This is a genomic window from Sphingomicrobium aquimarinum (genome assembly GCF_039655735.1).
In the GTDB taxonomy this organism is placed as follows: Bacteria; Pseudomonadota; Alphaproteobacteria; order Sphingomonadales; family Sphingomonadaceae; genus Sphingomicrobium; species Sphingomicrobium aquimarinum.
Window position 1 is genome coordinate 214,140 of sequence record NZ_JBBYXH010000001.1, and the last position, 24,253, is coordinate 238,392.

Below are 24,253 nucleotides of genomic sequence, written 5' to 3' on the forward strand. Positions count from 1 at the left end.
CGGGGACCGGAAAAATTCTTTGCGCGCAGGTCGCGGCAGACCCCGACCGCTGCTTACGCAGAGCCGGAGGGCGGTTCGGCTTCGTAGACCGCGAACCGATTACCCGAGGGATCGACGGCCTCGAACCGGCGCCCGCCGGGGAAGGCGAAGATCGGTCGCTCGAGCCTTCCGCCTGCCGCAACCACCTTTTCGAGAACCGCTTCCAGGTCGTCGGCCCGAAAGGCGGGGAGCGGAGCGGCCGGACGCTCGTCGGGCTCGCTGAACAATCCGACGTCGGTATCGCCGGTGACGGTGGCCATGTAGGTGCCGCCGAAATCGGTCATCTCCCAGTCGAAGGCGTCTTCGTAGAACTTGCGGGTCGCGCCGATGTCATGGGCGGGAAGTTCGAGATAATCGAAACGTACGGGCACGGCGGTCTCCGTTGATCGAAAGAAGCGTCCCGCCACCCGACGCCCATTTCCGCCGCCGTTAGGCGAACGGCGGAACGGGACGTTGATCAGCGATCGGACGAACGCGCAGCAGAGGGGTCAGTAGCGGCGCATGATCCCGGCAAGCCGACCCTGCACGCGGACACGGCCTTCCTCGTAGCGCTGCGCTGCGTAAGAGGCGTTAGCGGGATCGAGACGAACCATCGAACCCTCGCGTCGATAGGTCTTGAGCGTAGCCTCCGCCTCGTCGACGAGCGCGACCACGATCTCGCCGTCACGGGCAGTATCGGCTTTGCGGATGAGCGCATAATCGCCGTCGAGAATGCCCTCGTCGACCATCGAATCGCCGGACACCTCGAGCGCATAATGCTCGCCCGGACCGAGAAGCGCGGCAGGCACCGCAAAGCCTTCATCGCCCTGAAGCGCCTCGATCGGCGTCCCCGCCGCGATCTTCCCGTGCATCGGAATCTCGACCACGTCGTTGGCGGGCGTCGGGACGACCGGAACCTCGCGCGGCTTGGAGCCGGTGTCGTTCGCGGCCTCGGCGATACCCTCTGGCAGCTTCAGCACTTCGAGCGCACGCGCGCGATTGGGTAGGCGGCGGATGAAAGCGCGCTCCTCCAGTGCCCCGATCAGGCGGTGGACACCCGATTTGGACTTGAGATCCAGCGCCTCGCGCATCTCGTCGAAACTCGGGCTGATGCCGGTCTCGCTCAGGCGTTGGTTGATGAAAACGAGCAGTTCATGTTGCTTCGGCGTCAGCATGTGAGCCCCCAGGAGCCAGTGGAACGAACGCGGAACAGAATGGCAACTAAAGGGGAGCCTGTCAAGCGCCGGGCGAAACGCATCGCTCCACGAACGCGCGCAGCAGGGCGTGGCCATGGCGACTTGCGATGCTTTCGGGGTGGAACTGGATGCCCCACGCGGGCGCATCATCATGATGTACCGCCATGCACAGGCCATCGGCGTTCCAGGCGCTCGGGCGGAGGGGCGCGCGAACCTCGGTGACGGCAAGCGAATGGTAGCGGGTCGCATCGAACGGCGAGGGCAGGCCGGCGAACAGGCCGGCGCCGTCATGGGTGAGGGTCGCCGTTTTGCCATGCACCGGGTCGACACGCTCGACGGTGCTTCCACAGGCCAGCGCCAGCGCCTGATGACCCAGGCAAATACCTAGGAAGGGACGGCGTACCATGATGGCTTCGCGCGCGAGCCGGACGCTGATTCCGGCATCTTCGGGACGACCGGGACCCGGAGAGACCATGATCCCGTCGCGACCGATCTCGAGCGCCTGCGCGACGCTGACGGCATCGGAGCGGTGGACACGCACGTCAGCACCCGCCTGACGCAGATAGTCGACGAGGGTGAAGGTGAAGCTATCGCGATTGTCGAGCGCGAGGACGCGCACCGATCATTGGGCTCCCGCGCCACCGCCGACGATCCGGTTGCGGGTCGCGTCGATCTGTCGCTGGTTCCGGTTCACCCCGACCTCGCGCCCGACCGCGTTGAGGAACTGCTGCTGCAGTTCTCCCGCCACGGGTCGCAGGAAGCTCTCGCTCGTCTGCTGGATGAGCTGCGGGTTGGACAAGGCATTGCCGCGCTCGGTGGAGAGCAGGTGCACCACGTAAACGCCGCGATCCTCGGGATCGCCGACGAGGCGCGCATTACCCTTGCTCAGGCGGAAAAGCATCTGGAGCGGAGGAGGAATGTCGTTGCCGAAGCGCGACAGGTCGAGACGACGCAGCGTAGTATCCTCGGGCGTCGGCAGGTCGAGACCCGTTTCCTCTTCTATGGCGGCAATGGCCTCGGCGAGCGAGCTGCCCTTGCGAACCGCTTCGAGTGCCTGATTGGCGAGCTTGGTGGCGGTGCGGGTGGCCTGGTCGGCGACATAATCGCTGCGGACGCGGTCACGGATGTCGGCCAGCTTCGCAGGGGCGGGCTCGACGACATCGTCGACCATCACGATGGCGAAACCGTCGCTCTCCCCCAGTTGGACCGTCTCGGGATCGTCGCCCGCCATCATATCGAACCCGACTTCGAGCGCGGGGCGGACTTCTTCCGGAAGTTCGAAACCCTCATTTCCGCGCGCCCGGCCGGTTGCGGTCACCAGCGGCGTCTGCACGCGATCAAGGTTGAAACGGTCGACGACCTGCTCGAAGCTGGCACCCTCGTCGAGTGCATCCTCGACGTCCGCGACAAGGTCGGCCATCGCATTGACGCGCTTGCGGTTGGTGATTTCGTCGGCAGCGGTACGGCGGGCCTCGGCCTCGTTTTCGCCTTCCTCGGTCTCGATGCCGTCGACCTTGACGACATGCCATCCGAAGGGCGAGCGGACCGGACCGACGACGTCGCCGGCCGCCACGTCGTCCGCGAATACCGCGGACGCGACTGCCTCTCCCGCGAGCTGGCGGAATTCCGGACGCGTCTGCGGCCCGATCGAGATATCGGCAGCCGAGAAGCCCGCAGGCTTTGCGGCGTCGGCGAAGCTCATCGTGCCGGTGCGCGCCACGATCTGGTCGGCGGTGCCGCGATCGGGGACGACGACCTGGCTGATCGTGCGGATGACGCGCGTGCCGAGTTCGCCTTCGCGATCCGCGAGCGCCTCGTCGACTTCGGCGCGGGTGGCGACGAGGTCGGCAAACCGCGAAGGGGCAAGCCGCGCGATCTGAAGCACACGCTGCTCGGGGATGGTGTAGCGCTGCCTGTTGCGCTGGTAGAAAGAGGTGACGTCCTCGTCGGACACATCGATGGCGGCGGCGATCGGTGCCGTCGGGATCAGGCCGAGCACACCCTTGCGCTCTTCGAGCAACATCGAGGCGTAGGTCTGCGCCAGGCCGGACGGCACACGCGATTCCGCCCCGATGCCCGCGACCATCAGCCGCTGCGCGAGGTCGTCGCGAATGAGCTTGCGGATTTCGCTATCGGTAAGGCGGTTGGCCGCGAGAAAGGCATTGTAGCTTTCGCTCGTCACCTTTCCATCAAGGCCGGCCGCGCCCGGGAGCTTGGCAATTTCCGCATCGACGAGACGCTTCGAGATATACAGGCCGTTCTGTTCGCCGAATTCGGCGAGCGCGTGATCCTGGATCAGCAGATTGAGCAGCGGATCGAAGTCGGCAGCGATGTCGGTGTAGACAGCTTCCGGATTATTCTGGCGCGCGGCGTTGAGCTGCCGTTCGAGCGCCTGGCTCATGTCCGCATCGGTGACCTTGCGCCCGCCGACCTCGGCGAGCGTGCCGTTCTGCCCGCCACCGCCCATGTTGAAGTTCGACAGGTCCGCAAGCGCGAAGCTGGCGAGGATCAGGACCAGGAAGCCGATCAGGAAGACGCTGCCGAACTTCGACTTCGACAGATTGCGGAATTTGGCGGACATGGATGAAATCTTCTTCGTTCTGGTGCGCGCGGCGGCGCTCGTGTGCTGCCGCAATAGGCGGAGCGGGCAGGGCTTTCAATGGGCCTGCGCGGCTGATCTTGCCGGCATCGCGGGTTGCGCAGGGCGCGCCGCTGCGGTTAGAGCGGGCCGCATCACATCGGGTGGGACGAGAAGAAGGGGAGTCGACATGGCTCGGCGCCGGTTCGTCGTTGGCAATTGGAAGATGCATGGGACGCGCGCCGATCTGGGGCAGGCCACGCATATCTCGATCGAGGCGGAGACGCTCCACAATGTCCTGACGGCATTGTGCGTCCCCGCGACGCTCATCAACCGCGCCTCGTCCGCCACGCCGGGCTTCATGATCGGCGCACAGGACGTGCACGAGGATACCAAGGGCGCCTTCACCGGATCCGTTTCGGCGGAAATGGTCAGGGACGCGGGCGCCAGCCTTGCGATCGTCGGCCATTCGGAGCGGCGGCAGGCGTTCGGCGAAACCGACGCGCAGGTCCGCAAGAAGGCCGAAACGGCGATCAATGCCGGACTGAAGGTGATCGTCTGCGTGGGCGAGGATCTCACGGTGCGCGAGACGGGCCAGGCGCTGAAACATGTCGCGTCGCAGCTCGAAAGCTCGCTCCCGGATCTCGTAACCGCACCGCTGCACCTTTCGGTTGCCTACGAGCCCGTCTGGGCGATCGGCACCGGCAAGACCGCGAAACCCGCCGACATCGCCGCGATGCACAATCGCCTGCGTCAATCGCTCGAGGCCGCCTACGGCGACGGACACCAGTCGGTCCGCATCCTCTATGGCGGTTCGGTCAATGGGTCGAACGCGGCGGAGATTTTCGCGACCGAGGGCGTCGATGGCGCTCTGGTGGGCGGTGCGAGCCTCTCCGCGGCCGATTTCCTTCCGATCATGTTGGCGGCGGAAAAAGCCTGATTTCAACTGGTTGAAGGGAGCGTTCAGCTTCGTTTAAGCGTTGTCCGTCTATAAGAGAAACTGAAATTTGCACACTGGAAAGGTACACATGAAACGGATTTTGACTGCATTCGCCGCCACCACCATCGCGCTCGCCGCGCCGGGCGCCCCCGCATTCGCCCAAGCTGCGCCCGCCGAAATGAAGGTCGGTATGCAGGTCGTCGATACGCAGGGCAATCCGGTCGGCGCCGTCGCCGCGACCGACGCCAATTTCATCACCGTCAAGACCGACAAGCACATGATCCCCGTGCCCGTGGCGAGCTTCACGCCGCACGAGGGCAAGCTCCTGTTCGGCATGAGCGCTCCGGCCTTGAACGCGTCGTACGAGAAGGCGCTCGCCGATACCGAGGCTTCGGTCTCGGTCGGCAAGGCGGTCGTTGACGTCGAAGGCGCGTCGGTCGGCACGATCGACGAGATCACGGACGAGTATGTTCAGGTCGAACTGGCCTCGGGCAAGATTGTCCGCCTGCCGACGAACGGCCTCCAGAAGGACCCCAACGGCGCGATTGCGCTCTACAAGGTTGCAGAGCTGCAGGCGCAGGCCGTCGACCGGCCTGAAACGGCCGCCGAGGAAGCGGTCGAAGCTGCCGAAATGGCGGAGGAAGCTGCCGAGCAGGCGGTGAAGGCCGCCGAAAAGGCCGCCGACAGCGCCAAGGTCAGCGGCGCGAACTAAAGCGCGATCTTGATCGGACCAAGCGAGGGCCGGGGCGTCATGCTCCGGCCCTTGTCGTTTGTGCACCACACATGTGACGATTGAAAATTGTGCCGGGCAGCGCTAGGTCGCGGCAACTTTCCATCTCATCGAAAAGACCGGCCCTCCCATGTTCACCTTCCTTCTCGTCGTCCAGACCATCATCGCCGCCGCGCTCGTCGCGGTCATCCTGATGCAGCGTTCGGAAGGCGGCGGGCTTGGTGTGGGTGGCTCCTCATCAGGCTTCATGAGCGCGCGTGGCCAAGCCGATTTCCTGACCCGCGCGACCGGAGTTCTTGCCATCCTCTTCGTCGTCATGGCGATCGCGCTCGCCGCCATTGCCGCAACGCGTGACGAGGCCGCCGAACTCGACACCAGCCTCGCGGGCGAGACCACCATCGATATCCAGGCGCCGCTCGAAGGCGAGGAGCCGGAGCCGGTGCCCGTCGGTTCGCAGCCGACGCTACCCGAACAGGCCGCCGACACGCAGGGCGAGGGCGAAGCGCCGCTCGGCCAGTAAGCGAAACCGGTCGCGAAACGCGCGCTCGCCTCAAAAATAGTGCGCGCTTTTCGATTCGCGCGCTTGCGCTCGCCCCCAAACGCCACTTAAGGCAACACTCCCATGGCGCGGTTCATATTCGTTACCGGCGGCGTGGTTTCCTCGCTCGGCAAAGGTCTGTTGGCAGCCTCCTTGGGTGCCCTCCTTCAGTCGCGTGGATACACGGTCCGAAACCGGAAATTCGACCCTTATCTCAACGTCGATCCGGGGACGATGTCGCCGTACCAGCATGGCGAGGTGTTCGTCACCGACGACGGTGCGGAAACCGATCTCGACCTTGGGCATTACGAGCGCTTCACCGGCGTTTCGGCGCACCAGAGCGACAATGTCACGAGCGGGCGAATCTATCAGTCGATCATCGCCAAGGAGCGGCGCGGCGATTATCTCGGCGCGACCGTGCAGGTCATTCCGCACGTTACCGACGCGATCAAGGAATTCGCCCTTTCGGATATCGAGGGCCTCGACTTCGTCATCTGCGAGATCGGCGGTACCATCGGCGATATCGAGAGCCTGCCCTTCATCGAAGCGCTGCGACAGCTTTCCTACGATCTCGGACGCGAGAATGTGTGCTTCGTCCACACGACGCTCGTGCCCTATATCGCCGCAGCCGGTGAACTGAAAACCAAACCGACGCAGCACAGCGTGCGCGAGATGACCGGATACGGGATCCAGCCCGACGTGCTGCTGTGCCGCACCGAGCACGAGATTTCCCTCGAAGAGCGGCGCAAGATCGCCTTGTTCTGCAACGTGCGCGAGGATGCGGTCATCCAGGCGCTGGATGCGCGCTCGATCTACGACGTGCCGCTGCAGTATCACCGCGAAGGCCTCGACGATGCGGTGCTGGCTTCCTTCGGTCTCGATGCGCCCGATCCCGACCTGGCCGTCTGGCACGACATCATGGACCGCTTCGATCATCCCGAGGGCGAGGTCACGATCGGCGTCGTCGGCAAATATGTGTCGCTGCCCGATGCCTACAAGAGCCTTCGCGAAGCCCTAATCCACGGCGGGTTCGCCAATCGTTGCAAGGTTCACATCAAGTGGATCGATGCCGAATTGTTCGAAAGCGGCGAGGAAGACGAGCTGGTCGCGGCGCTGGAGCCGTTGCACGGCATCCTTGTGCCCGGCGGTTTCGGCGAACGCGGCAGCGAGGGCAAGATCGCCTCGATCAGCTTTGCCAAGAAGCGCGACATTCCCTTCTTCGGGATCTGCCTCGGCATGCAGATGGCCTGCATCGAGGCCGCCCGAACCGAAGCGGGGATCACGCAGGCGACGACCAGCGAATTCGGCGAGGATGGCGAGCCGATCATCGGCCTCATCACCGAGTGGATGAGCGAGGAAGGGCTGCAGCAGCGCAGCGCCGACGGCGATCTCGGCGGGACGATGCGATTGGGTGCCTATCCCGCCAGCCTAGATGCCAACAGCAAGGTCGCGAGCATCTACGGCGAGACCGAGATTTCCGAGCGGCACCGTCATCGCTACGAGGTCAACGCCAATTACATGGACCGTCTCGCCAAGGGCGGGCTGGTCTTCTCCGGCATGAGCCCCGACGGGCGCTTGCCCGAAATCGTCGAGCGGCCCGATCTCAACTGGTTCGTCGGCGTGCAATTCCACCCTGAATTGAAGAGCAGGCCCTTCGACCCGCATCCGCTTTTCTCCAGCTTCATCGCGGCCGCGCTCGAGCAGAGTCGCCTCGTCTGATTGAACGGCGCGACGCAGCGCCTTAGGTAATGATCATGTCCGACACCAAACGCACCAAATTGCTCGTCCTCGGTTCCGGCCCCGCGGGATGGACCGCCGCCATCTACGCCGCGCGTGCTGGCCTCGAGCCCATCGTCGTCGAGGGTATCCAGCCCGGCGGCCAGCTTACTACCACCACCGACGTCGAGAATTATCCCGGCTTCCGCGACGTCATCCAGGGGCCCTGGCTCATGGAAGAAATGAAGCAGCAGGCGGTGAACGTGGGCACCGAGGCGGTGTGGGACCATATCGTCGAGGTCGATGTCTCGAAGCGACCGATCACGCTCAAGGGCGACGGCGGCACGGTCTACGAGACCGACGCTTTGATCATCGCCACGGGCGCTCAGGCCAAGTGGCTCGGCCTGCCGAGCGAGGAACATGCCAAGGGCAAGGGCGCATCGGCCTGCGCGACGTGCGACGGCTTCTTCTATCGCGGCAAGAAGGTCGCGGTCATCGGCGGCGGCAATACCGCGGTCGAGGAAGCGCTCTACCTCACCAACCATTCCGACGACGTGACGTTGATCCACCGCCGCGATGAACTGCGTGCGGAGAAGATCCTTCAGGACCGGCTGTTCGCCAACGAGAAGATCACCATGCTGTGGGATCATCAGGTCGAGGAATTCGTGCTCGAGGGTCAGCCGCAGGCGCTGGTCGGCCTTGACGTCAAGTCGACCAAGACGGGCGAAGTCACCCGGCTCGATTGCGAAGGCGCCTTCGTCGCCATCGGCCACGCGCCCGCGACCGAACTGTTCACCGAGCAGCTCAAGATCGACGATGACGGCTATCTGTGGGTCGAACCCGGCACAAGCCGCACGAGCGTCGACGGCGTGTTCGCTTGCGGCGACGTGATGGACAAGCACTACCGCCAGGCGGTGACGGCGGCGGGGACCGGCTGCATGGCCGCGCTCGACGCCGAGCGCTATCTTGCCGAAATCGCCTTCTCGGAGCGTCAGGCCGCCGAATAACTCACTGTGGCAGCCCGGCCACAGAAACGGTCGAAGCGGCGTGCATTGTCAGCCATCCCACTGGCACTGTTGATGAAGTCGCGAATGGAATGGCGTTTCGAGGCCAAATTTTCGTTGCAGTCGAACCACAGTTCCCCGAGGGGCCTGCCCGCTTAATTTCGTAGAAAAATTCGGGAAGCGCGCGCAAATCTTGCACCGTAATCGTCGGTGAAAGTTTCCATCATGGCTCGTATCGCTGCGCTTCCCTTGCTCGCTTTGGCATTGTCGCTCACCGCTTGCGGCGGGGGAGGCGGCAGTTCGGCACCGCCCCCCACCGGCGGAGGAACGCCTGCTCCGACGCCGACACCGACCCCCACGCCGATCAGCTACACTCCTTATGCCAGTCTCAGTGGCAACCAGTCTTTCGACTCGGCGTGTGCGGGCCTCTACAATGCCGGCAGCGTGATCCTATCGACGGGTTTCGGAAATTATCCGGAATCGCAGGCCTCGCTCAACATCGACTATACCGCAGCGACCCAGACCTATTCGGTCGAAGGTGCTTTCGATGCCCCGTTCACGTATGCCTTCGGCCCTTCCGAACGCGATCCGAACAGCACGGCGTCGTCGCTTCTCTATTCCAAGCTGGACGAGAATGGGTTCACGACCCGCTTCGGCATCGGCGCGCGCCAACTCGGCGGCATCACGCCCGAATACGTCAGGACCGCGCGGCTTTTCGCCCGACGATCGAGCGGAATTCTCGATATTAACTGCGTCTTCGGGGTCCCGACTCAGACTAACGATGCGCTACCGTCCAGCACCATCAGCTATTCCAGCTTCTCGATCAGCGGGAACATGGTGGTGCGTTCGGGCGAACTGCAAGGCCAGTACGACCTCGGCGAGAGCACCGTGACGCTCTCGGCGAACCCCGCCAACGGTGAGATCCGTACGCGGATGACCCTCATCGGTCGACGGTTCGCGCAGGGTGGGCTCTCGGACGAGCGGACCTCGCTCGGCATCTACTTCGGTGAAGCCGAGATCGATGGCTCGGTCGCAAGCTTCGTTGGTGGTGTGTTCGGCGACGACCGCGTGGCAAGTGCATCCAACTTCGGAGGATGGTTCTTCGGGCCGTCGGGGCGCGAGGCGGGATACGCCTTCGCGATCAATGCTTTCGTCCCCGAAACCGGGGACGAGCAGGTCGCGACAGGGACCGTTACGGCGCGGCGCTAGCCGAGTGCCAGCCGCTCGGCGAAGGCGATGAGGCGGCCGTAGGTCAGGAAGTCCTCGGCCTCGACGTCATCGTCTTCGACGAGCACACCCAGCCGCTCCTCGAGCGCGGTCAGGAACTGCGCGACTGCCATGCTGTCGAATTCCGGCATCGCGCCGAACAGTTCGCTGTTTTCCTCGAGCGATTGCAAAGTGGCGGCATCGAGTCCCACGATCTCGACGAGCAACGCGTCGACCACCATGTCGACACGGTCGCGCTCGGTGGGGCTGGGGGTGGCATCGCCTGTCGCAGTCATGGCCGAGCGCCCTAGGCAAAGCGTGGCGCTTTCGCAAGCATGACGCTAGGGCGGGAGCCATGCAATGCCTGCCCCTCGACCATCTGACGACCTTCGGCGATCCGGATGCGCCGGCGCTTCACGTGGGGCAGGCCCGACTCGACTATGCTGCGCTCGAAATCATGGTCGGGCGGATGGCGCGGTGGCTTCGGGAGCGCGGGTTCGAAGAGAAAGCGCGCGTCGCCACGTGGGAGCCCAAGACGCTGCTCACCTGCCTCATGCCGCTCGCGGCAGCGCGGGCGGGGCTGGTCCATGTCCCCGTCAACGCGGCGCTCAAACCTGGACAATTGTCCGAAATCCTCGCCGACAGCGGCGCGACGCTCATCTCTTCCGGCGCCCGCTTGCGGATGATCGAGCAAGAAGTGTCGGCCGACCATCGCGTGGAGATGCTGGTGCCGCTCGATCTTCGCGGCGAGGGCCTCGCGCCTTCTGCTCAGTCACCCGGTCGGCTGGCCGCGCTTCTCTACACGTCGGGATCGACCGGCCGCCCGAAAGGGGTCATGCTGAGTCATGCCAATCTCATGCTCGGCGCCGAGGCGGTGGCGGCCTATACGAAGATCGACGATCGGACGCGCACGCTTGCGCTCCTGCCGCTCGCCTTCGACTACGGACAGAACCAGCTGCTCGCAACCTGGCGTGGAGGAGGGCAGGTCTTCGCGCTCGATTATCTCCTGCCTGCGGATGTCCGCAAGGCGGTTGTTCGGCACGAAATCAACTATCTGGCTGCACTTCCTCCCTTGTGGCATCAACTTGTGCGTCTCGACTGGTCGAACGGGGAGGGCGCAAGCGTGCGGACGATCACCAACACCGGAGGCGCGATGACCGCGCCCTTGCTGGCCGCGCTGCGCACGGCGTTCCCCCGCGCCGAGGCGCATCTCATGTATGGCCTCACCGAAGCCTTCCGCGCGGCAAGCCTCGACCCACGGCTCGCGGATCGCCATCCCACGAGTGTCGGTACCGCCATTCCCCACGCCGAGCTGATGGTCGTGCGCGCGGATGGCACGCCGTGCGATCCCGGCGAAGAGGGCGAGCTCGTCCAGGCGGGGCCGCTGGTCGCCCAAGGCTATTGGAACGCGCCGGAGCTGACCGCAGCGAAATTCCGCCCGGCCCCCGCCCATAGTCGCTACGGCGGCACGGCGGTCTGGTCGGGCGACCGCTTTGTGCGCGATTCCGAAGGACTGCTCCATTTTCGCGCCCGCGCCGACCGGATGATCAAGGTGTCCGGCAACCGCATCAGCCCCGACGAGATCGTGGCTCTCGCGCTGGAGATCGGAGGGGTCGCCGAGGCCGCGGTGACCGTTCGCGAAGACGATGCGGTCGGGGCGGCGATCGACCTGCACATTGTCGGGGAGGAGAGCGAGGAGATGCTCCGCCGACATTTCCGATCGCACGCGCCGAGCTGGTTCATGCCCGATCGGATCGTCCGTCACGAAATGCTGCCCCGCAATCCCAACGGCAAGATCGATCATCGCGCGCTGGAGAAGGCTGCGTGAAGACGATGGGACCCATTCCGGAGCAATTCCGGGCGGCGGAGAATGGTGCGCTGGAAATCGCGCGTCATCCGATCGGCTATTGGGCGGAAAAAGCGGGGACGACGCCCTTCTTCCTCTACAATGTCGAGCGTGTCGAAGCGCAGGTTTCCGCTTTCCGATCGGCGATGCCGGAGCGGTTGAGGCTCCATTACGCCATCAAGGCCAATCCCTTTGCGCCCTTGCTCGCGCATCTTGCGGCGCTCGTCGATGGCTTCGATCTGGCTTCGCGCGGCGAAATCGAACGCGTGGCACATTTCGATCTGCCCAAGTCGCTCGCCGGCCCGGCCAAGAGCGTCGCCGACCATGAGGCGGCCTTGCGGGCGGGCGTCACCATCCATCTCGAAAGCGAAGGCGAGGCCCGGCGCCTGTGCGACGTCGCGTCGCGGCTCGGGATACGCCCGACGGTCGCGGTCCGGATCAATCCGCCGTTCCTGCTCAAGGGCGCAGGAATGAAAATGGGCGGCCTGGCAAGCCCCTTCGGGATCGATCACGTCCGCGCGGCGCCGCTCGTGCGCTGGCTCATCGAGCAGGATTGCGACTGGCGCGGCTATCACGTCTATGCCGGATCGCAGAGCCTGTCCGCCGACGCGATCATCGAGGCGCAGGGTGCGACGCTCGATCTCGTCCGCCAGCTTACGGACGACGTTGGAACGGCGCCTGCCGAGACGAACCTCGGCGGCGGGTTCGGCATTCCCTATTACCACGGCGAACGTCCGCTCGACATCGCGAAAGTCGGCGACGCGCTTGGCACCAGACTGGCCGCGAGCGATGCCCTCGCGGATACCAAGATGATTCTCGAGCTCGGACGCTGGCTGGTCGGGGAGGCGGGGGTCTATGTCACCCGGGTGCTCGACCGCAAGGAAAGCGGCGGGCAGACCTTTCTCGGGACCGATGGCGGGCTGCATCACATGCTCGCCGCGACTGGCAACTTCGGACAGTTCCTGCGGCGAAATTATCCGATCGTAAATGCGTCGCGCTTTTCGGAGGCCGCGGACACCGCAATGAATGTCGTCGGGCGCCTCTGTACGCCGCTCGATCTTCTCGGAGACCTCGTTCCGCTCCCGGCCGGAACCGACGTCGGCGATCTTGTCGCGATCTTCTGCGCGGGCGCCTACGGGCTGACCGCAAGCCCGCGGGATTTCCTGACGCAACCCGGTGCCGTCGAGATGCTCGCTCAGTCGTCGGGATAGAGGGCGCGCATAAAATAAAGCCCCGTGGGCGGCGCATTGAGCCCGAGCCGCTGACGATCGCACGCCTCGAGCGCCGCCCGTACGTCGGCAGCGCTCCACTGACCGCGCCCGACCAGCGAAAGCGTGCCTACGAGCGATCGAACCTGGTGGTGGAGAAAGCTGCGCGCGGCGACGTGGAAGCGGATTTCTTCGCCCTCGCGAACGACGTCAAGCCGGTCGAGGGTCTTGACTGGACTGTCGGACTGGCAATGCGCCGAGCGAAAGGTGGTGAAATCGTGACGGCCCACGAGCTGCTGTGCGGCGGCGTGCATGGCGTCGACATCGAGCGGTTGCGGGATATGCCACACGCCATCGCGCATCAGCGTCGGCGGGGCGCGGCGGCTGAGGATACGATAGACATATTCGCGGCCCACACAGGAAAAGCGCGCGTGAAAATCGTCCGCCGCCTCCTTCGCCGAGAGGATGGCGACCGGTGCGGGCCGCAGGTGCGCATTGAGACCGTCGCGAAGCCGCCACGCTTCGAAAGGCTTGTCGAGATCGAAGTGCGCGGTCATTGCGAGGCCGTGTACGCCGGCATCGGTCCGGCCTGCGCAGTGAAGCCGCGCGTCCTCGCCGCTCATCGCATGAATCGCTTCCTCGATCGCCTGCTGGACGGAGGGCGCGCCGTCCTGCCGCTGCCATCCAGAGAAGGGCGTCCCGTCATATTCGACCGTCAGCCGCCAGCGGGTCACGTCAGCCTCGTACCGGGCGCGAGTGCATAGCCGCGCAGCAGTTCGTCGGCGGACTGTACGCCCTTGCCGGCACGCTGGGCCTTGAGGACGCGCGCCGCGCCCGATCCGCATGCCACGCCGAGCCGCTCGTCGATGATCTCTCCCGGTGCTCCCGCGCCCTCGATCGCTTCCGCATCGAGGATCTTGAGCCGCTCGCCGTCCGCCTCGGTCCAGGCGCCGGGCCAGGGGGCGAGCCCCTGTATGTGGCGGACGACGACGGGGGCATCGCAAGACCAGTCGATCCGCGCTTCGGCCTTGTCGATCTTGTGCGCGTAGGTGACGCCGTCCTCGGGCTGTGCCGTGGCTTCGTGACCGTCGGGATTTGCGAGCCATTCGCCGATCATCGCTGCTCCGAGCGTTGCAAGTTCTTCCGTCAGTTGCCCTGCGTCCTTGCGTGCAATGGCGACATCACGCTTCGCGAGCATCGGTCCGGTGTCCAGGCCCGCTTCCATTTGCATCAGCGTCACGCCCGTCCGTTCGTCGCCCGCCATGATCGCGCGCTGGACGGGTGCGGCTCCGCGCCAGCGGGGGAGCATCGAAGCGTGAACATTGACGCATCCAAGCCGCGGGATATCGAGCACGGCTTGCGGCAGGATCAGGCCGTACGCGGCGACGATCGCGACGTCGGGCGCGAAGGCTGCGAATTCCGCCTGCGCCTCTGCTTTCTTCAAGCTTTTGGGATGGCGAACTTCGAGGCCCAGCTCTTCGGCCCGGCGCTGCATCGGGGTCGGCTGCAACTTCTTCCCCCGTCCCGAAGGGCGCGGCGGCTGACAGTAGACCGCTACCAGTTTATGCCCGCTCGCGAGGATCGCTTCGAGCGTCGGCACGGCGAAATCGGGACTTCCCATCATGATCACACGCATGGCCGCAGCCTATGGCGGAAATGCCGCGCAATTCCTATGTGTTTTGCCATGGCCTCTCCCGAACTCGACGCGCTCACGCAGGCACTGGCCCGGCTTCCCGGGCTCGGGCCCCGTTCGGCGCGCCGAGCGGTACTGCACCTGGTCAAGAAACGCGAGACGGCGCTCGATCCGCTGCTCGCGGCCCTGGGGGCGGTTGCCGACACGCTCGTCACCTGCACGCGCTGCGGCAACGTCGATACCAGCGATCCCTGCGGCATCTGCGCCGATCCGCGCCGCGACGATAGCGCGATCTGCGTGGTCGAGGATGTCGCCGACCTGTGGGCGCTTGATCGCTCGAAACTGTTCGGCGGACGCTTCCATGTCCTCGGCGGGCGCCTGTCGGCATTGGATGGCGTGCGGCCCGAAGACTTGGCGATCGACGGCCTGGTCGCCCGCATCGAGGGCGGCGGCGTTGATGAAGTGGTGCTGGCGATGAACGCCACGCTCGAGGGTCAGACGACGGCGCATTATCTCGCCGAACGGCTCGAGACCTATCCGCTGCGTCTCACCCAGCTCGCGCATGGCCTGCCTGTTGGCGGCGAGCTGGATTATCTGGACGAGGGCACCCTCGCTCAGGCGCTCCGCGCACGCCGCCCCGTCGGCTGACACGCGGCTTGAACCTGTTGGCTTCGCTGACTAAATAGCGCCCATGGCCATTCTGAAGATTTACGAGACGCCCGACGGCAACGAGATGCTGCGGCAGATTTCCAAGCCCGTCGACAAGGTGACCGACGAGCATCGCGCGCTGATCGCCGACATGTTCGAGACGATGTACGACGCACCGGGCATCGGGCTGGCGGCGGTGCAGGTGGGTCATCCCATCCGCATCCTCGTCATCGATCTTCAGGAGCCCGAGGAAGAGGGCGGCGAGCCGGTCAAGGATCCCAAGGTGTTCATCAACCCTGAGATCCTCGAGACGAGCGAGACCGACATCCCCTACACCGAGGGCTGCCTGTCGATCCCCGAGCAATATGCCGACGTGATGCGCCCCGACCGTATCAAGGCGCGATGGCTCGATGCGGACGGCAACCGCCATGAGGAAGTGATCGACGGCCTGCTCGCGGTCTGCCTCCAGCACGAGATGGATCATCTGGAAGGCGTGCTCTTCATCGATCACCTGTCGAAGCTCAAGCGCGACATGGTGCTGAAGAAGCTGGCGAAAATGCGCAAGACGGGCCGCATCGCGGCGTAAACCGTTTCCCGGCGAAGGCCGGTATCCGGTCTTTCAGGGGCGGCACCCCGGCTTTCGCCGCGGTTAAGCTTCCCTACGCGCCGATCGTCTGCGCGGCCTTGCGGCAATCCTCGGCGGTTTCGCGGCAGATCTGCGCGCAGAGTTTGCAGTGCGGATTGTCATGCCCTTCGCATTCCTTGGCGCAGCCATCGCAGACACGCGCGCACAGCTCGAGCATTTCCTTCAGCACCGCTTCGTTGGTGCCCGACCGGCGCGATCCGAGGCGTGCGGTCGCGTTGCAGACGTCGCTACAGTCCGAACAGCTGCGCACGCACTGCGTCATGTCCATCTCTTCGGCCGAGCAGGCGTCGGCGCAGCTCAGGCACATCATCGCGCAATACATGGCGTGATGGACAGCGTCGCCCAAAGGCTCGTTGTTATGGCCCGCGACGTCGGGGTGCAGCGAAATCATCTTGCGAATGGACATGGGTTTCTCCCTCCTGTTTCGAAAGGGAGCGCGGGGCAAAGCGGAAGGTTCCGCTTGAGGCGCGTTTCGTAGAGCGCTAGGTTCGCTTTTCGTTCTCATCGGGGGATTTCATGGATCTTACGCTCGTCGCCATCGCACTTATTGCGCTCCTCGCGGGGGCCGCTGTCGGCTGGTTGGTGGGGCGGCAGGGCGCAGGAAAGGCAGAAGGGACGGTAGAAAGCCTCAGGATGCAGCTCGACGCCGTATCCGCCGAACGCCGCGATGCCGTCGAACGGCGGGACGCGATGCAATCCGAACTCGATGCCCTGCGCGCCGAGAAGGCGACCTTCGATGCCCGTCTTGCCGATTTCGAGCGGCAGAAGAACGAACTGCAGAACCAGTTTCGCGAACTCTCCGACAAGGCGCTCGACCGCATCTCGAAGGACTTTTTCGAGAAGGCGGAGAAGAGGTTCGGCGAGGCCGACAAGGAAAGCAGCGCGAAACTCTCGCAGCTTGTCGACCCGATCAAGAAACTCCTCAGCGAGCAGGCGCAGAAGATCGACCGGGTCGAGAAGGAGCGTGTCGGCGCCTATTCGGAGTTGAAGTCGCTGACGCAGGAGCTGCGCTTGGGTCAGGGGGAGGTTCGCGACGAAGCACGCAATCTCGTCATGGCGTTGCGCGCGCAGCCCAAGACCCGCGGGCGCTGGGGCGAGAAAACGCTCGAGAACGTGCTCGAGCAGGCGGGCCTCAGCCAGCATGCCGATTTCGCCACGGAAGTGTCGGTCGGTGGCGAAGAAGGACGGCTGCGTCCCGACGTCGTCGTCAACCTGCCCGGCGGCCGCAAGCTGGTAATCGACGCGAAATGCTCATTGAACGCCTATCTCGATGCTTATGAGACGACCGACGACAGCGAGCGCGACCGGCACCTCGCATCGCATGTCGCCTCGATCCGCAACCATGCGCAGCAATTGGGCTCGAAGAGCTACTGGGCGCAGTTCGAGGATGCGGCGGATTATGTCGTGATGTTCATCCCGGGCGAGCATTTCCTGACCGCCGCGCTCGAGAAGGATCAGGCGCTGTGGGACTGGGCGTTCGAGCGCAAGGTGCTGCTGGCGACGCCGACCAACCTCGTGGCCATCGCGCGCACCGTGGCCAGCGTCTGGCGGCAGGAGAAGCTCGCCGCCGAGGCCGGCCAGATCGCCGCCCTTGGACGTGAACTCCACAACCGCATCGCCACCATGGCCGATCATGTCGCCAAGATGGGCAACCACCTCGGGCGCGCCAACGACAGCTACAACCGCATGGTCGGCAGCCTTGAGAGCCAAGTGCTCACACAGGCCCGCAGGTTCGAGGACTATGGCGCTGGAAGCGCGAAGGAAATCGTCGAGGCGGGGCAGGTCGAGACCAGCCCGCGCTCGCTCACCAAACTGACGTCAGCAAGCGACGAGGACGATCAGTAGCGCGACCGCGTCGGCGGGACGAGGCTGGGCTGGCCGCAGCCGCGGAAGCTTTGGCCGCCCAATTGGACCTGCACCTGGTGCGGATAGGACTGGCCGCCATCGCCGATCGTGCAGGGCGATTGCACGATAGTCACGAGCATATCCTCACCCCGATAGACATCGCCGCTCTGGCGGTTGGGCGTGAAGTCCAGCAGCCGGTCGGTCGCGGCAAAGCCCTCGTCCGTGCGCAGCTGCATCTGCTGGTTATCGATCGTCATCGTCCAGTTGATGCCGGTCGCCGAGTAGCGGAAATCGGTCTGCGGCCCCGCCTGGATGGGTCCTTCGTAGCGGTTGTAGTCGTCATAACCCCGTTGCTGCTGCGGCGTTGCGCACGCGGCGAGGGGGAGGGCGGCGATGGCGAGAAGGGCAAGGCGGGTCATGGGCGGTTCTCCTGTTTGCATGTCAATTGGAGCGGCGGGCCTGGATTTCGCCGCGGTCGTTCGAAAGGATGAGCAGATCGTCGCTGAGCCGCACGCGCATGGGCGCCGACAGGACATTGGACGCGCGCGTTTCGGCGGCCAGGTCGGGGCAGGCCATGCGCGTCGATGAGAGGCGATCGACGCGCAAACGCTCGCCCTGCTGCGCGTAGCCACCCGACAGGTCGTTGCAGCCGAAACGGGCCTGCAAGCGGTCGGGCAGGAAATTCATGTAATAGCCGCCCGACGACACGGCCGCGCCGTTGATCCGCGTCACGCGCCAGCTGGTGCGTGCGAGCGGGCTCGTTGCCGCATAGGGGTCGCGGTCGTAACCGTAGGGGTCGCGATTGTCCCCATAATCGCCATATCCGGGCGCGGTGCCACTCTCCCAACCCTGCTGGAAGTAGCGTTCGGGCGCCCCGCAGCCGCGCCATTCGCGGCCGTCGACATAGACCTGGACCTGGTCGGGATAGACGCGATCGCTCATGCCGTCCGAACAGCGCTGGTGGACGATATTCACTTCCATCCGTCGCCCGCGATAGACGTCTCCTGCGTAGCCGGCCTGCACTCGCGGCGTATCGTCGATGACCGTGCGCCCGTCCATCGCTTCGAAACGCATGCTCTGCGGATTGATCGTCAGGCTCCAGAAGGGTTCGGTTCCCGTGGCGCGATAGGGATCCATCGTCTGCGTCTCACCATAGCCGCCACCGTAGGGATCGGAACCATCCTGCGGGTAATAGCCGCCCGTCGGCGGCGCGGGGGGATAGCCGTAGGGGTCGCCATAGCGATCGCCATAGGGCTGGGTGCAAGCGGCGAGCGATACGGTCGCGGCGGCGAGAAGGAGATACTTCATGCCCCCGAAACGAGCGGCATGTTTCAGCGGTTCCGCCAACTGCTCCGGATCTGGTAGGCGGTGACCGCGGCGGCGATCGCGGCGTTGAGGCTGTCGGCGCGACCGTGCATCGGGATTTTGACGAGCAGGTCGCACGCGGCTTCGTACGTTTCGGGCAGTCCCTGCGCCTCGTTCCCGATCAGGACGAAGGCGGGGGCTTCATACGGAGCGTCGCGATAGTCATGCTCGGTCTGCAGGCTGGTGCCGATGAGTCGGCCCGCGCCGCTGCGGAGCCAAGGGAGAAACTCGTCCCAGCTTGCCTGCGCCAGGCCTTGCGTGAACATCGCACCCATCGAGGCCCGCACCGTCTCGACGGCAAACGGGTCCGCACTGTCGTCGAGCAGGATCAGCCCGCCCGCACCGACCGCGTCGCCCGTGCGCAGGATCGTGCCGATATTGCCCGGATCGCGCAGGCTTTGCCCGACGAACCACAGGTCGGAACGGCCACGATCGATCGACGACAAGGCGGTATCGGGCTGATCGTAGGCGGCGATCAACGCCTGCGGGTTCGACTTGCCGCTCATCTTGGTGAGAATGTCCGGCGTGGTGAGGATGCAGTCGCCGCCTGCCGCTTCGGTCGCCGCGATGATGTCCTGCGCCAGCGGATGCGCCGCGCCCGCTTCGGCGAAGGCGAGGAGTTTCGGTAGCTGCCCCTCGTCCCGTGCCTCGGTGATGATGCGCAAACCCTCGGCAAGGAACATTCGTTCGATCCGCCGCGCCTTCTTGTCGCGCAGCGAGCGGATCAGCTTGACGGTCGTGTTGGAGAAAGACGTGATCTCGCGGGGCATCGCTCGCCCTCAGTCCTCGCCGAACCGGTCTTTGACGAGTCCCGATAGCCGGTCGAGCGCGGGTTTGGCGTCCTCGCCCTCGACGTGGATGGTGATGCAGTCGCCCATTGCGGCGCCGAGCATCATCAGTCCCATGATCGACCGGCCGGTGACGCGATTGCCGTCCTTCTCGACTTCGACCGTGACGCCGTCGCCGATCTCGTGCACGAGATTGACGAACTTGGCCGACGCCCGGGCATGGAGTCCGCGCCGGTTGGCGATCTTGAGTTTACGGCTTTCGGTCATCGATCGAGGCCTCAGGCCGCCGCTTCGCCGAGCACTTCGCTCGCGACCGAAATATATTTCTGCCCGGCCTCGCGCGCCGCGGCGACAGCCTGGGCCACGCCCATCGTCTTGCGCGCGCTCTCGAGCCTGATGAGCATCGGGAGATTGATCCCTGCGATCACCTCGACGCATTCGGTCTCGCCCATCAGGCTGATGGCGAGATTGGAGGGCGTGCCGCCGAAAAGATCGGTGAGGATGATGACACCTTGTCCCTGGTCGACGCGTCCGATCGCGGCGGCGATGTCGGCACGGCGTGCTTCCATGTCGTCGTTGGGGCCGATGCACAGCCCCTCGATGGCGTCCTGCGGTCCCACCACATGCTCCATCGCCGAGATGAATTCCGGCGCCAAGCGCCCGTGTGTCACCAGTACCAGACCGATCATCAACTTACCGCTCAATCCTTCTTCCGCTCGCTGTCCGACCCGGAGCGCTGTCGTCCGCGCTTCTCGAGCCGGTCGTCGGGCGTCGCGGTCAGATCGCGATGCCGAATGGAAACGCCATGACCGTCTGCCCCGAGCCGTGCCGCCATATCCTCCGCTGCGGCCACCGAACGGTGGCGTCCCCCTGTGCAGCCGAAGGCGATGGTCAGATAATTTTTGCCCGCGTCCCAATAGCGCGGAATGAGCCGTTTCAACAATGTTTCAATTTGGTCCATCGTCTCGCCATAGGCCGGGTCGGCGGAAACGTGAGATTTCACGGGCTCGTCACGCCCCGTCAACGGACGCAACTCGGGATCCCAATGCGGATTGTCGAGAAAGCGCATGTCGAAAACCAGGTCTGCCGTGCGGGCGACTCCGCGCGAGAATCCGAAGCTGGCGACCGTGATGACGGGACGGTCGAGAGCCGTACCATAGCGTTTCTGCAGTTCCTCGCGCAGTTCGACGGGCTTCATCGCGGTCGTGTCGATGACCGCGTCGGCCGTGCCGCGCAGCACCTTCAAAAGCCGACGTTCCAGCCAGATGCCGTCCTCGGCGGGGCGGTCGATGGCGAGGGGGTGCCGGCGCCGCGTCTCGTCGAACCGCCGCGCAAGTTCGGTAGAGGAGCAGTCGAGGAAGAGCGTCTGGACATCGCGATCGTCGAGGGAAGCGACGGCGCGCTCGATGCCTTCGGGGCTGAAACCGCGCGAGCGGATATCGACGCCGATCGCCATCGGCGCGCCATCGCTCGAACTGCCTTCGGCAAAACGTCCGACAAGATCGAGCGGGAGATTGTCGACGACCTCCCAGCCCCAGTCCTCGAGTGTGTCGAGGACGGTCGACTTACCCGCGCCCGACATTCCGGTAACGAACAGGATCTGCGGGACAGCGTCGCTCATCGCGGTGGGGTCTCCAGTCCGTCGAAGGCCAGTTCGACGATGATCGGGGCCGATGGTGCGCGCGCATCGACGGTGATGCTGGGAACCGACACACCTAGCAGCGTGAAGCGCCGCGCGTCCATCGGCATCCGTTCCGGCGCAGCATCGAGGTCGACATGGAGCGCGACCGTCGCACGCGGCAAGTAGTCCATGGTCACGATCCCGAGCCCGCGAACCTCGATGCGGCCCGCAAAGGCTTCTGGGGGCGTGGCGCTCAGATGTCCGTCACTTGCCTCGATCAACGTTCGGTCGTCCGAAACCAGCGTCCAGCCTCGGTCGATAAGACGCAAGGCCAGATCGGATTTGCCGGCGCCGGATCGCCCGACGAGAAGGGTGGCGCGCCCGTTTTTCGCGACGGTCGTCGCGTGGATGTTCTCGCTCATCGGTCGGACCAGGCGGGCAGCAGGATTGTGAAACAGGCGCCTTCTGCGTCGTCGTCGCGCTCACACAGAAAGATCTCGCCTTCATGTCCTTCGACGATCGCGCGGGCGATGGCGAGACCGAGGCCCGAGTGGCGTCCGAATTCGGTCCTCTCGGGGCGGTCCGAATGGAAGCGGTGGAAGACGGCGTCCCGGTCCTCGGGCGCCACGCCCGGCCCTTCGTCGGTCACCACCAGGCGAATCCGGTCTCCTTCACGTGACAACGTCAAGTCGATCCGCCCGTGGGCGGGAGAAAAGCTCACCGCATTGTCGATAAGATTGTCGATGGCACGGGCGAGGCGATTGGGTTCGGCGGGCACATCGAAGTCCCCCGCGCCCTTCTTCTGCAACGCAATTTTTACATCGCCAATCTCGCGCCGTTGCCGCCACGCATCCACCAGCCCCCCGGTCAGGCGGTCGAGGGCGATGCGCTCCATCTGCGTGCGTGTCAGTTCGGCATCGGCGCGCGCGGCTTCGGCAATGTCGCTGATCAGCCGGTCCAGCCGGATGACGTCCTGGCGGACGACGTCGAGCAGGCGGCTGCGCACCTTGGGGTCGTCGATGGCATCGAGGCTGTCGACCGCGCTACGCAGCGAGGCGAGAGGGTTCTTCAGTTCGTGACTGACGTCTGCCGCGAAACTCTCGACCATGTCGATCCGCTCCTGCAACGCGCGGCTCATGTCGCTGACGGCACGGGCGAGCGAACCGACTTCGTCGTAGCGATTGGGAAGTCGCGGCACCTTCACTTCGCGGGCACGCCCCGTCCTCACCCGGTGGGCCGCCAGCCCGATGCGGCGAAGGGGACGTGCGATGGTGCGGGCGAGGAACAACGATAGCAGTACGCCCAGCAGCACCGATCCCAAGAGCAGGATCGCCACCGATCCGCGCTCGCGGCGAACGATGTCGGTATAGTCGCGGTCGTTGATCGTCGCGAGCAAGGTGGAGCCGTCCTCCACGGGCGTGGCGGCGGAGAAGACCGGTGTGCGTTCGGGTGCTTCGCGCACTTTCGTGACCGTGCGTTCACCGTCCCGTGCCGCGCCGACCTCGCTCCATGCCGAAGCACGGTCGATCGCGGGTTCCTCGAAGGGCTCGATGGCGGGCGCACCAGTGATGAAATTGAAACCGCGATCGATGATCCGTGCGGCTTTCTTGGTCCATCGCTGCGTGGCGGGATCCTGCAACTCGTAGGTGACCGGCCCGGCGGTCCAGCTGTCCGCGGCAAGACCGCCCTCGGGATCGTAGATTCGCAACCGCGCGCCTTCGGCGCGGCCAAGCGCCGACAAGAGGGTCGCGCGCTCGTCGCTATCGACCTGCATCACTGCCTGCGCAGCGGCCATCGCATCCTTCGATAGCCTATCGACCCGCTCGTCGCGCAGCTGATTGCGATAGGTGTCGAGCCAGATGATCCCGAGTGCGAAAATGAGGATGGGCAGGATATTGACCGCCAGAATGCGGTGGACGAGCGTCCAGTATTTCCAGAAGGCCGGCGCCTCGCGCTCGCGCACGGGCGCCTCGAAGCCGGCGGAAGGCGGTTTGGCGTTCATTCCTCGCCGTACCGGTATCCGACCCCGTAGAGCGTCTCGATTCCGTCGAAACTGTCGTCCGCCTGACGGAATTTCCGGCGGATGCGCTTGATGTGGCTGTCGATCGTGCGATCGTCGACGAAGACGTCGTCATGATAGGCCGCGTCGAGCAGCTGGTTGCGTGATTTCACGACGCCGGGTCGCTGCGCCAGGCTTTCCAGGATGAGGAATTCGGTGACGGTGAGCGTCACGGGCTGGCTGTCCCAGAAAACCTTGTGACGCGCCGGATCCATCTCGAGCCGACCGCGTTTGAGGATCGGGACGTCGCCGGCCTCGTCCGGGGGGGTATCGCCGTTGCCGCTGGCCAGGTCCTGACGCCGGAGGATCGCGTGGATGCGCGCGATCAACAGGCGCTGCGAGAAGGGTTTGGTGATATAGTCGTCCGCGCCGCGGCTCAGCCCCTCGGCTTCGTCGAGCTCGTCGTCCTTGGAGGTGAGGAAGATCACCGGCATCGTCCCGACCGGCGGATCGGCCGCGCGCACATGGCCGAGCAGCTCCATCCCGTCCATATGCGGCATCTTGATATCGAAGACGCCAAGGTCGGGCGGATTCTCCGCAAACGCCCGCAGCGCGCTGGGCCCGTCGGTGTAGATCCGCGTCACGAAACCTTCGGCTTGCAACGCCACCTGCACCGAGGTGAGAATGTTGCGGTCGTCGTCGACGAGAGCGATCGTCTTGGCCATCAC

General features: G+C 65.0%; 28 protein-coding genes. 11 read left to right on the forward strand and 17 right to left on the reverse strand.

The window, feature by feature from the left end; genetic code table 11:
• Nucleotides 1-53: 53 nt before the first annotated feature.
• The 4 genes from WJS89_RS01160 to WJS89_RS01175 form a co-directional block, all read right to left on the reverse strand.
• Nucleotides 54-410, reverse strand: a complete 357-nt coding sequence (locus WJS89_RS01160) for a VOC family protein (protein WP_346339098.1) — start codon at nt 408-410, stop codon at nt 54-56.
• Between the two features lie 117 nt (nt 411-527).
• Complete coding sequence (gene lexA / locus WJS89_RS01165) at nt 528-1,193, reverse strand: transcriptional repressor LexA (protein WP_346339099.1); 666 nt, start codon at nt 1,191-1,193, stop codon at nt 528-530.
• A 61-nt stretch (nt 1,194-1,254) separates the two neighbouring features.
• Complete coding sequence (locus WJS89_RS01170; protein ID WP_346339100.1) at nt 1,255-1,833, reverse strand: anthranilate synthase component II; 579 nt, start codon at nt 1,831-1,833, stop codon at nt 1,255-1,257.
• 3 nt (nt 1,834-1,836) lie between these two features.
• Nucleotides 1,837-3,795 (reverse strand): peptidylprolyl isomerase, encoded by a 1,959-nt coding sequence (locus WJS89_RS01175; RefSeq protein WP_346339101.1) that lies wholly within the window; start codon nt 3,793-3,795, stop codon nt 1,837-1,839.
• Nucleotides 3,796-3,982: 187 nt separating this feature from the next.
• On the opposite strand from WJS89_RS01175, the gene tpiA reads away from it, so the two are divergent.
• From tpiA to WJS89_RS01205, 6 genes are all read left to right on the forward strand, one after another.
• Nucleotides 3,983-4,732, forward strand: a complete 750-nt coding sequence (gene tpiA, locus WJS89_RS01180) for a triose-phosphate isomerase (RefSeq protein ID WP_346339102.1) — start codon at nt 3,983-3,985, stop codon at nt 4,730-4,732.
• An 88-nt stretch (nt 4,733-4,820) separates the two neighbouring features.
• Entirely contained in the window at nt 4,821-5,444 is a 624-nt protein-coding gene (locus tag WJS89_RS01185; protein ID WP_346339103.1) for a hypothetical protein, read from the forward strand.
• Nucleotides 5,445-5,592: 148 nt separating this feature from the next.
• On the forward strand, nt 5,593-5,982 hold the full coding sequence (gene secG, locus WJS89_RS01190) for a preprotein translocase subunit SecG (RefSeq protein WP_346339104.1): 390 nt from the start codon (nt 5,593-5,595) through the stop codon (nt 5,980-5,982).
• A gap of 102 nt (nt 5,983-6,084) precedes the next feature.
• Nucleotides 6,085-7,719, forward strand: a complete 1,635-nt coding sequence (gene pyrG / locus WJS89_RS01195; RefSeq protein WP_346339105.1) for a CTP synthase — start codon at nt 6,085-6,087, stop codon at nt 7,717-7,719.
• Nucleotides 7,720-7,754: 35 nt separating this feature from the next.
• On the forward strand, nt 7,755-8,723 hold the full coding sequence (gene trxB / locus WJS89_RS01200; RefSeq protein WP_346339106.1) for a thioredoxin-disulfide reductase: 969 nt from the start codon (nt 7,755-7,757) through the stop codon (nt 8,721-8,723).
• A 222-nt stretch (nt 8,724-8,945) separates the two neighbouring features.
• On the forward strand, nt 8,946-9,929 hold the full coding sequence (locus WJS89_RS01205; RefSeq protein WP_346339107.1) for a hypothetical protein: 984 nt from the start codon (nt 8,946-8,948) through the stop codon (nt 9,927-9,929).
• On the opposite strand, the gene WJS89_RS01210 is transcribed toward WJS89_RS01205, so the two are convergent.
• The gene (locus WJS89_RS01210; protein ID WP_346339108.1) at nt 9,926-10,222 is read right to left on the reverse strand and encodes an acyl carrier protein; all 297 of its coding nucleotides are present in this window, start codon (nt 10,220-10,222) and stop codon (nt 9,926-9,928) included. The genes WJS89_RS01205 and WJS89_RS01210 overlap by 4 nt on opposite strands.
• Before the next feature lie 59 nt (nt 10,223-10,281).
• Between WJS89_RS01210 and WJS89_RS01215 the strand changes: the two genes are divergently transcribed.
• Together WJS89_RS01215 and WJS89_RS01220 are read left to right on the forward strand one after the other, a co-directional pair.
• Nucleotides 10,282-11,754 carry an AMP-binding protein gene (locus WJS89_RS01215; RefSeq protein WP_346339109.1) on the forward strand — a complete coding sequence of 491 codons (1,473 nt, stop codon included), beginning with the start codon at nt 10,282-10,284 and terminating at the stop codon, nt 11,752-11,754.
• The gene (locus WJS89_RS01220; protein ID WP_431993466.1) at nt 11,751-12,983 is read left to right on the forward strand and encodes a pyridoxal-dependent decarboxylase, exosortase A system-associated; all 1,233 of its coding nucleotides are present in this window, start codon (nt 11,751-11,753) and stop codon (nt 12,981-12,983) included. The genes WJS89_RS01215 and WJS89_RS01220 overlap by 4 nt, the downstream gene beginning before the upstream one ends.
• On the opposite strand, the gene truA is transcribed toward WJS89_RS01220, so the two are convergent.
• Both truA and fmt read right to left on the reverse strand, forming a co-directional pair.
• Nucleotides 12,968-13,714, reverse strand: a complete 747-nt coding sequence (truA, locus tag WJS89_RS01225) for a tRNA pseudouridine(38-40) synthase TruA (protein WP_346339110.1) — start codon at nt 13,712-13,714, stop codon at nt 12,968-12,970. The genes WJS89_RS01220 and truA overlap by 16 nt on opposite strands.
• Nucleotides 13,711-14,616, reverse strand: coding sequence for a methionyl-tRNA formyltransferase (gene fmt / locus WJS89_RS01230; protein WP_346339111.1), 906 nt, complete (start codon nt 14,614-14,616; stop codon nt 13,711-13,713). Before fmt ends, truA begins: the two co-directional genes overlap by 4 nt.
• Nucleotides 14,617-14,664: 48 nt before the next feature.
• Here fmt and recR point away from each other — a divergent pair, with 48 nt between their 5' ends.
• Both recR and def read left to right on the forward strand, forming a co-directional pair.
• Nucleotides 14,665-15,261 (forward strand): recombination mediator RecR, encoded by a 597-nt coding sequence (recR, locus tag WJS89_RS01235; RefSeq protein ID WP_346339112.1) that lies wholly within the window; start codon nt 14,665-14,667, stop codon nt 15,259-15,261.
• A 43-nt stretch (nt 15,262-15,304) separates the two neighbouring features.
• A complete protein-coding gene (gene def / locus WJS89_RS01240) occupies nt 15,305-15,847 on the forward strand; it encodes a peptide deformylase (protein ID WP_346339113.1) in 543 nt (180 codons plus the stop codon).
• A gap of 73 nt (nt 15,848-15,920) precedes the next feature.
• Here def and WJS89_RS01245 read toward each other — a convergent pair whose 3' ends face one another.
• Nucleotides 15,921-16,313 (reverse strand): four-helix bundle copper-binding protein, encoded by a 393-nt coding sequence (locus tag WJS89_RS01245; protein ID WP_346339114.1) that lies wholly within the window; start codon nt 16,311-16,313, stop codon nt 15,921-15,923.
• A gap of 110 nt (nt 16,314-16,423) precedes the next feature.
• On the opposite strand from WJS89_RS01245, the gene WJS89_RS01250 reads away from it, so the two are divergent.
• A complete protein-coding gene (locus WJS89_RS01250) occupies nt 16,424-17,752 on the forward strand; it encodes a DNA recombination protein RmuC (RefSeq protein ID WP_346339115.1) in 1,329 nt (442 codons plus the stop codon).
• Here WJS89_RS01250 and WJS89_RS01255 read toward each other — a convergent pair.
• From WJS89_RS01255 to WJS89_RS01295, 9 genes are read right to left on the reverse strand one after another with little or no spacing between them, the layout of a single operon-like run.
• Complete coding sequence (locus tag WJS89_RS01255) at nt 17,746-18,171, reverse strand: hypothetical protein (RefSeq protein WP_346339116.1); 426 nt, start codon at nt 18,169-18,171, stop codon at nt 17,746-17,748. The genes WJS89_RS01250 and WJS89_RS01255 overlap by 7 nt on opposite strands.
• Nucleotides 18,172-18,193: 22 nt before the next feature.
• Nucleotides 18,194-19,060 (reverse strand): META domain-containing protein, encoded by an 867-nt coding sequence (locus WJS89_RS01260; RefSeq protein WP_346339117.1) that lies wholly within the window; start codon nt 19,058-19,060, stop codon nt 18,194-18,196.
• 23 nt (nt 19,061-19,083) lie between these two features.
• Nucleotides 19,084-19,887 carry a TrmH family RNA methyltransferase gene (locus WJS89_RS01265; RefSeq protein WP_346339118.1) on the reverse strand — a complete coding sequence of 268 codons (804 nt, stop codon included), beginning with the start codon at nt 19,885-19,887 and terminating at the stop codon, nt 19,084-19,086.
• Nucleotides 19,888-19,896: 9 nt separating this feature from the next.
• On the reverse strand, nt 19,897-20,172 hold the full coding sequence (locus WJS89_RS01270) for an HPr family phosphocarrier protein (protein WP_346339119.1): 276 nt from the start codon (nt 20,170-20,172) through the stop codon (nt 19,897-19,899).
• A gap of 11 nt (nt 20,173-20,183) precedes the next feature.
• Complete coding sequence (locus tag WJS89_RS01275) at nt 20,184-20,594, reverse strand: PTS sugar transporter subunit IIA (protein WP_346340063.1); 411 nt, start codon at nt 20,592-20,594, stop codon at nt 20,184-20,186.
• An 11-nt stretch (nt 20,595-20,605) separates the two neighbouring features.
• A complete protein-coding gene (rapZ, locus tag WJS89_RS01280) occupies nt 20,606-21,526 on the reverse strand; it encodes an RNase adapter RapZ (protein ID WP_346339120.1) in 921 nt (306 codons plus the stop codon).
• Entirely contained in the window at nt 21,523-21,948 is a 426-nt protein-coding gene (locus tag WJS89_RS01285) for an HPr kinase/phosphorylase (RefSeq protein WP_346339121.1), read from the reverse strand. Before WJS89_RS01285 ends, rapZ begins: the two co-directional genes overlap by 4 nt.
• Nucleotides 21,945-23,528 carry a sensor histidine kinase gene (locus tag WJS89_RS01290; RefSeq protein WP_346339122.1) on the reverse strand — a complete coding sequence of 528 codons (1,584 nt, stop codon included), beginning with the start codon at nt 23,526-23,528 and terminating at the stop codon, nt 21,945-21,947. Before WJS89_RS01290 ends, WJS89_RS01285 begins: the two co-directional genes overlap by 4 nt.
• Nucleotides 23,525-24,250 (reverse strand): response regulator transcription factor, encoded by a 726-nt coding sequence (locus tag WJS89_RS01295; RefSeq protein ID WP_346339123.1) that lies wholly within the window; start codon nt 24,248-24,250, stop codon nt 23,525-23,527. The genes WJS89_RS01290 and WJS89_RS01295 overlap by 4 nt, the downstream gene beginning before the upstream one ends.
• Between the last annotated feature and the right edge of the window lie 3 nt (nt 24,251-24,253).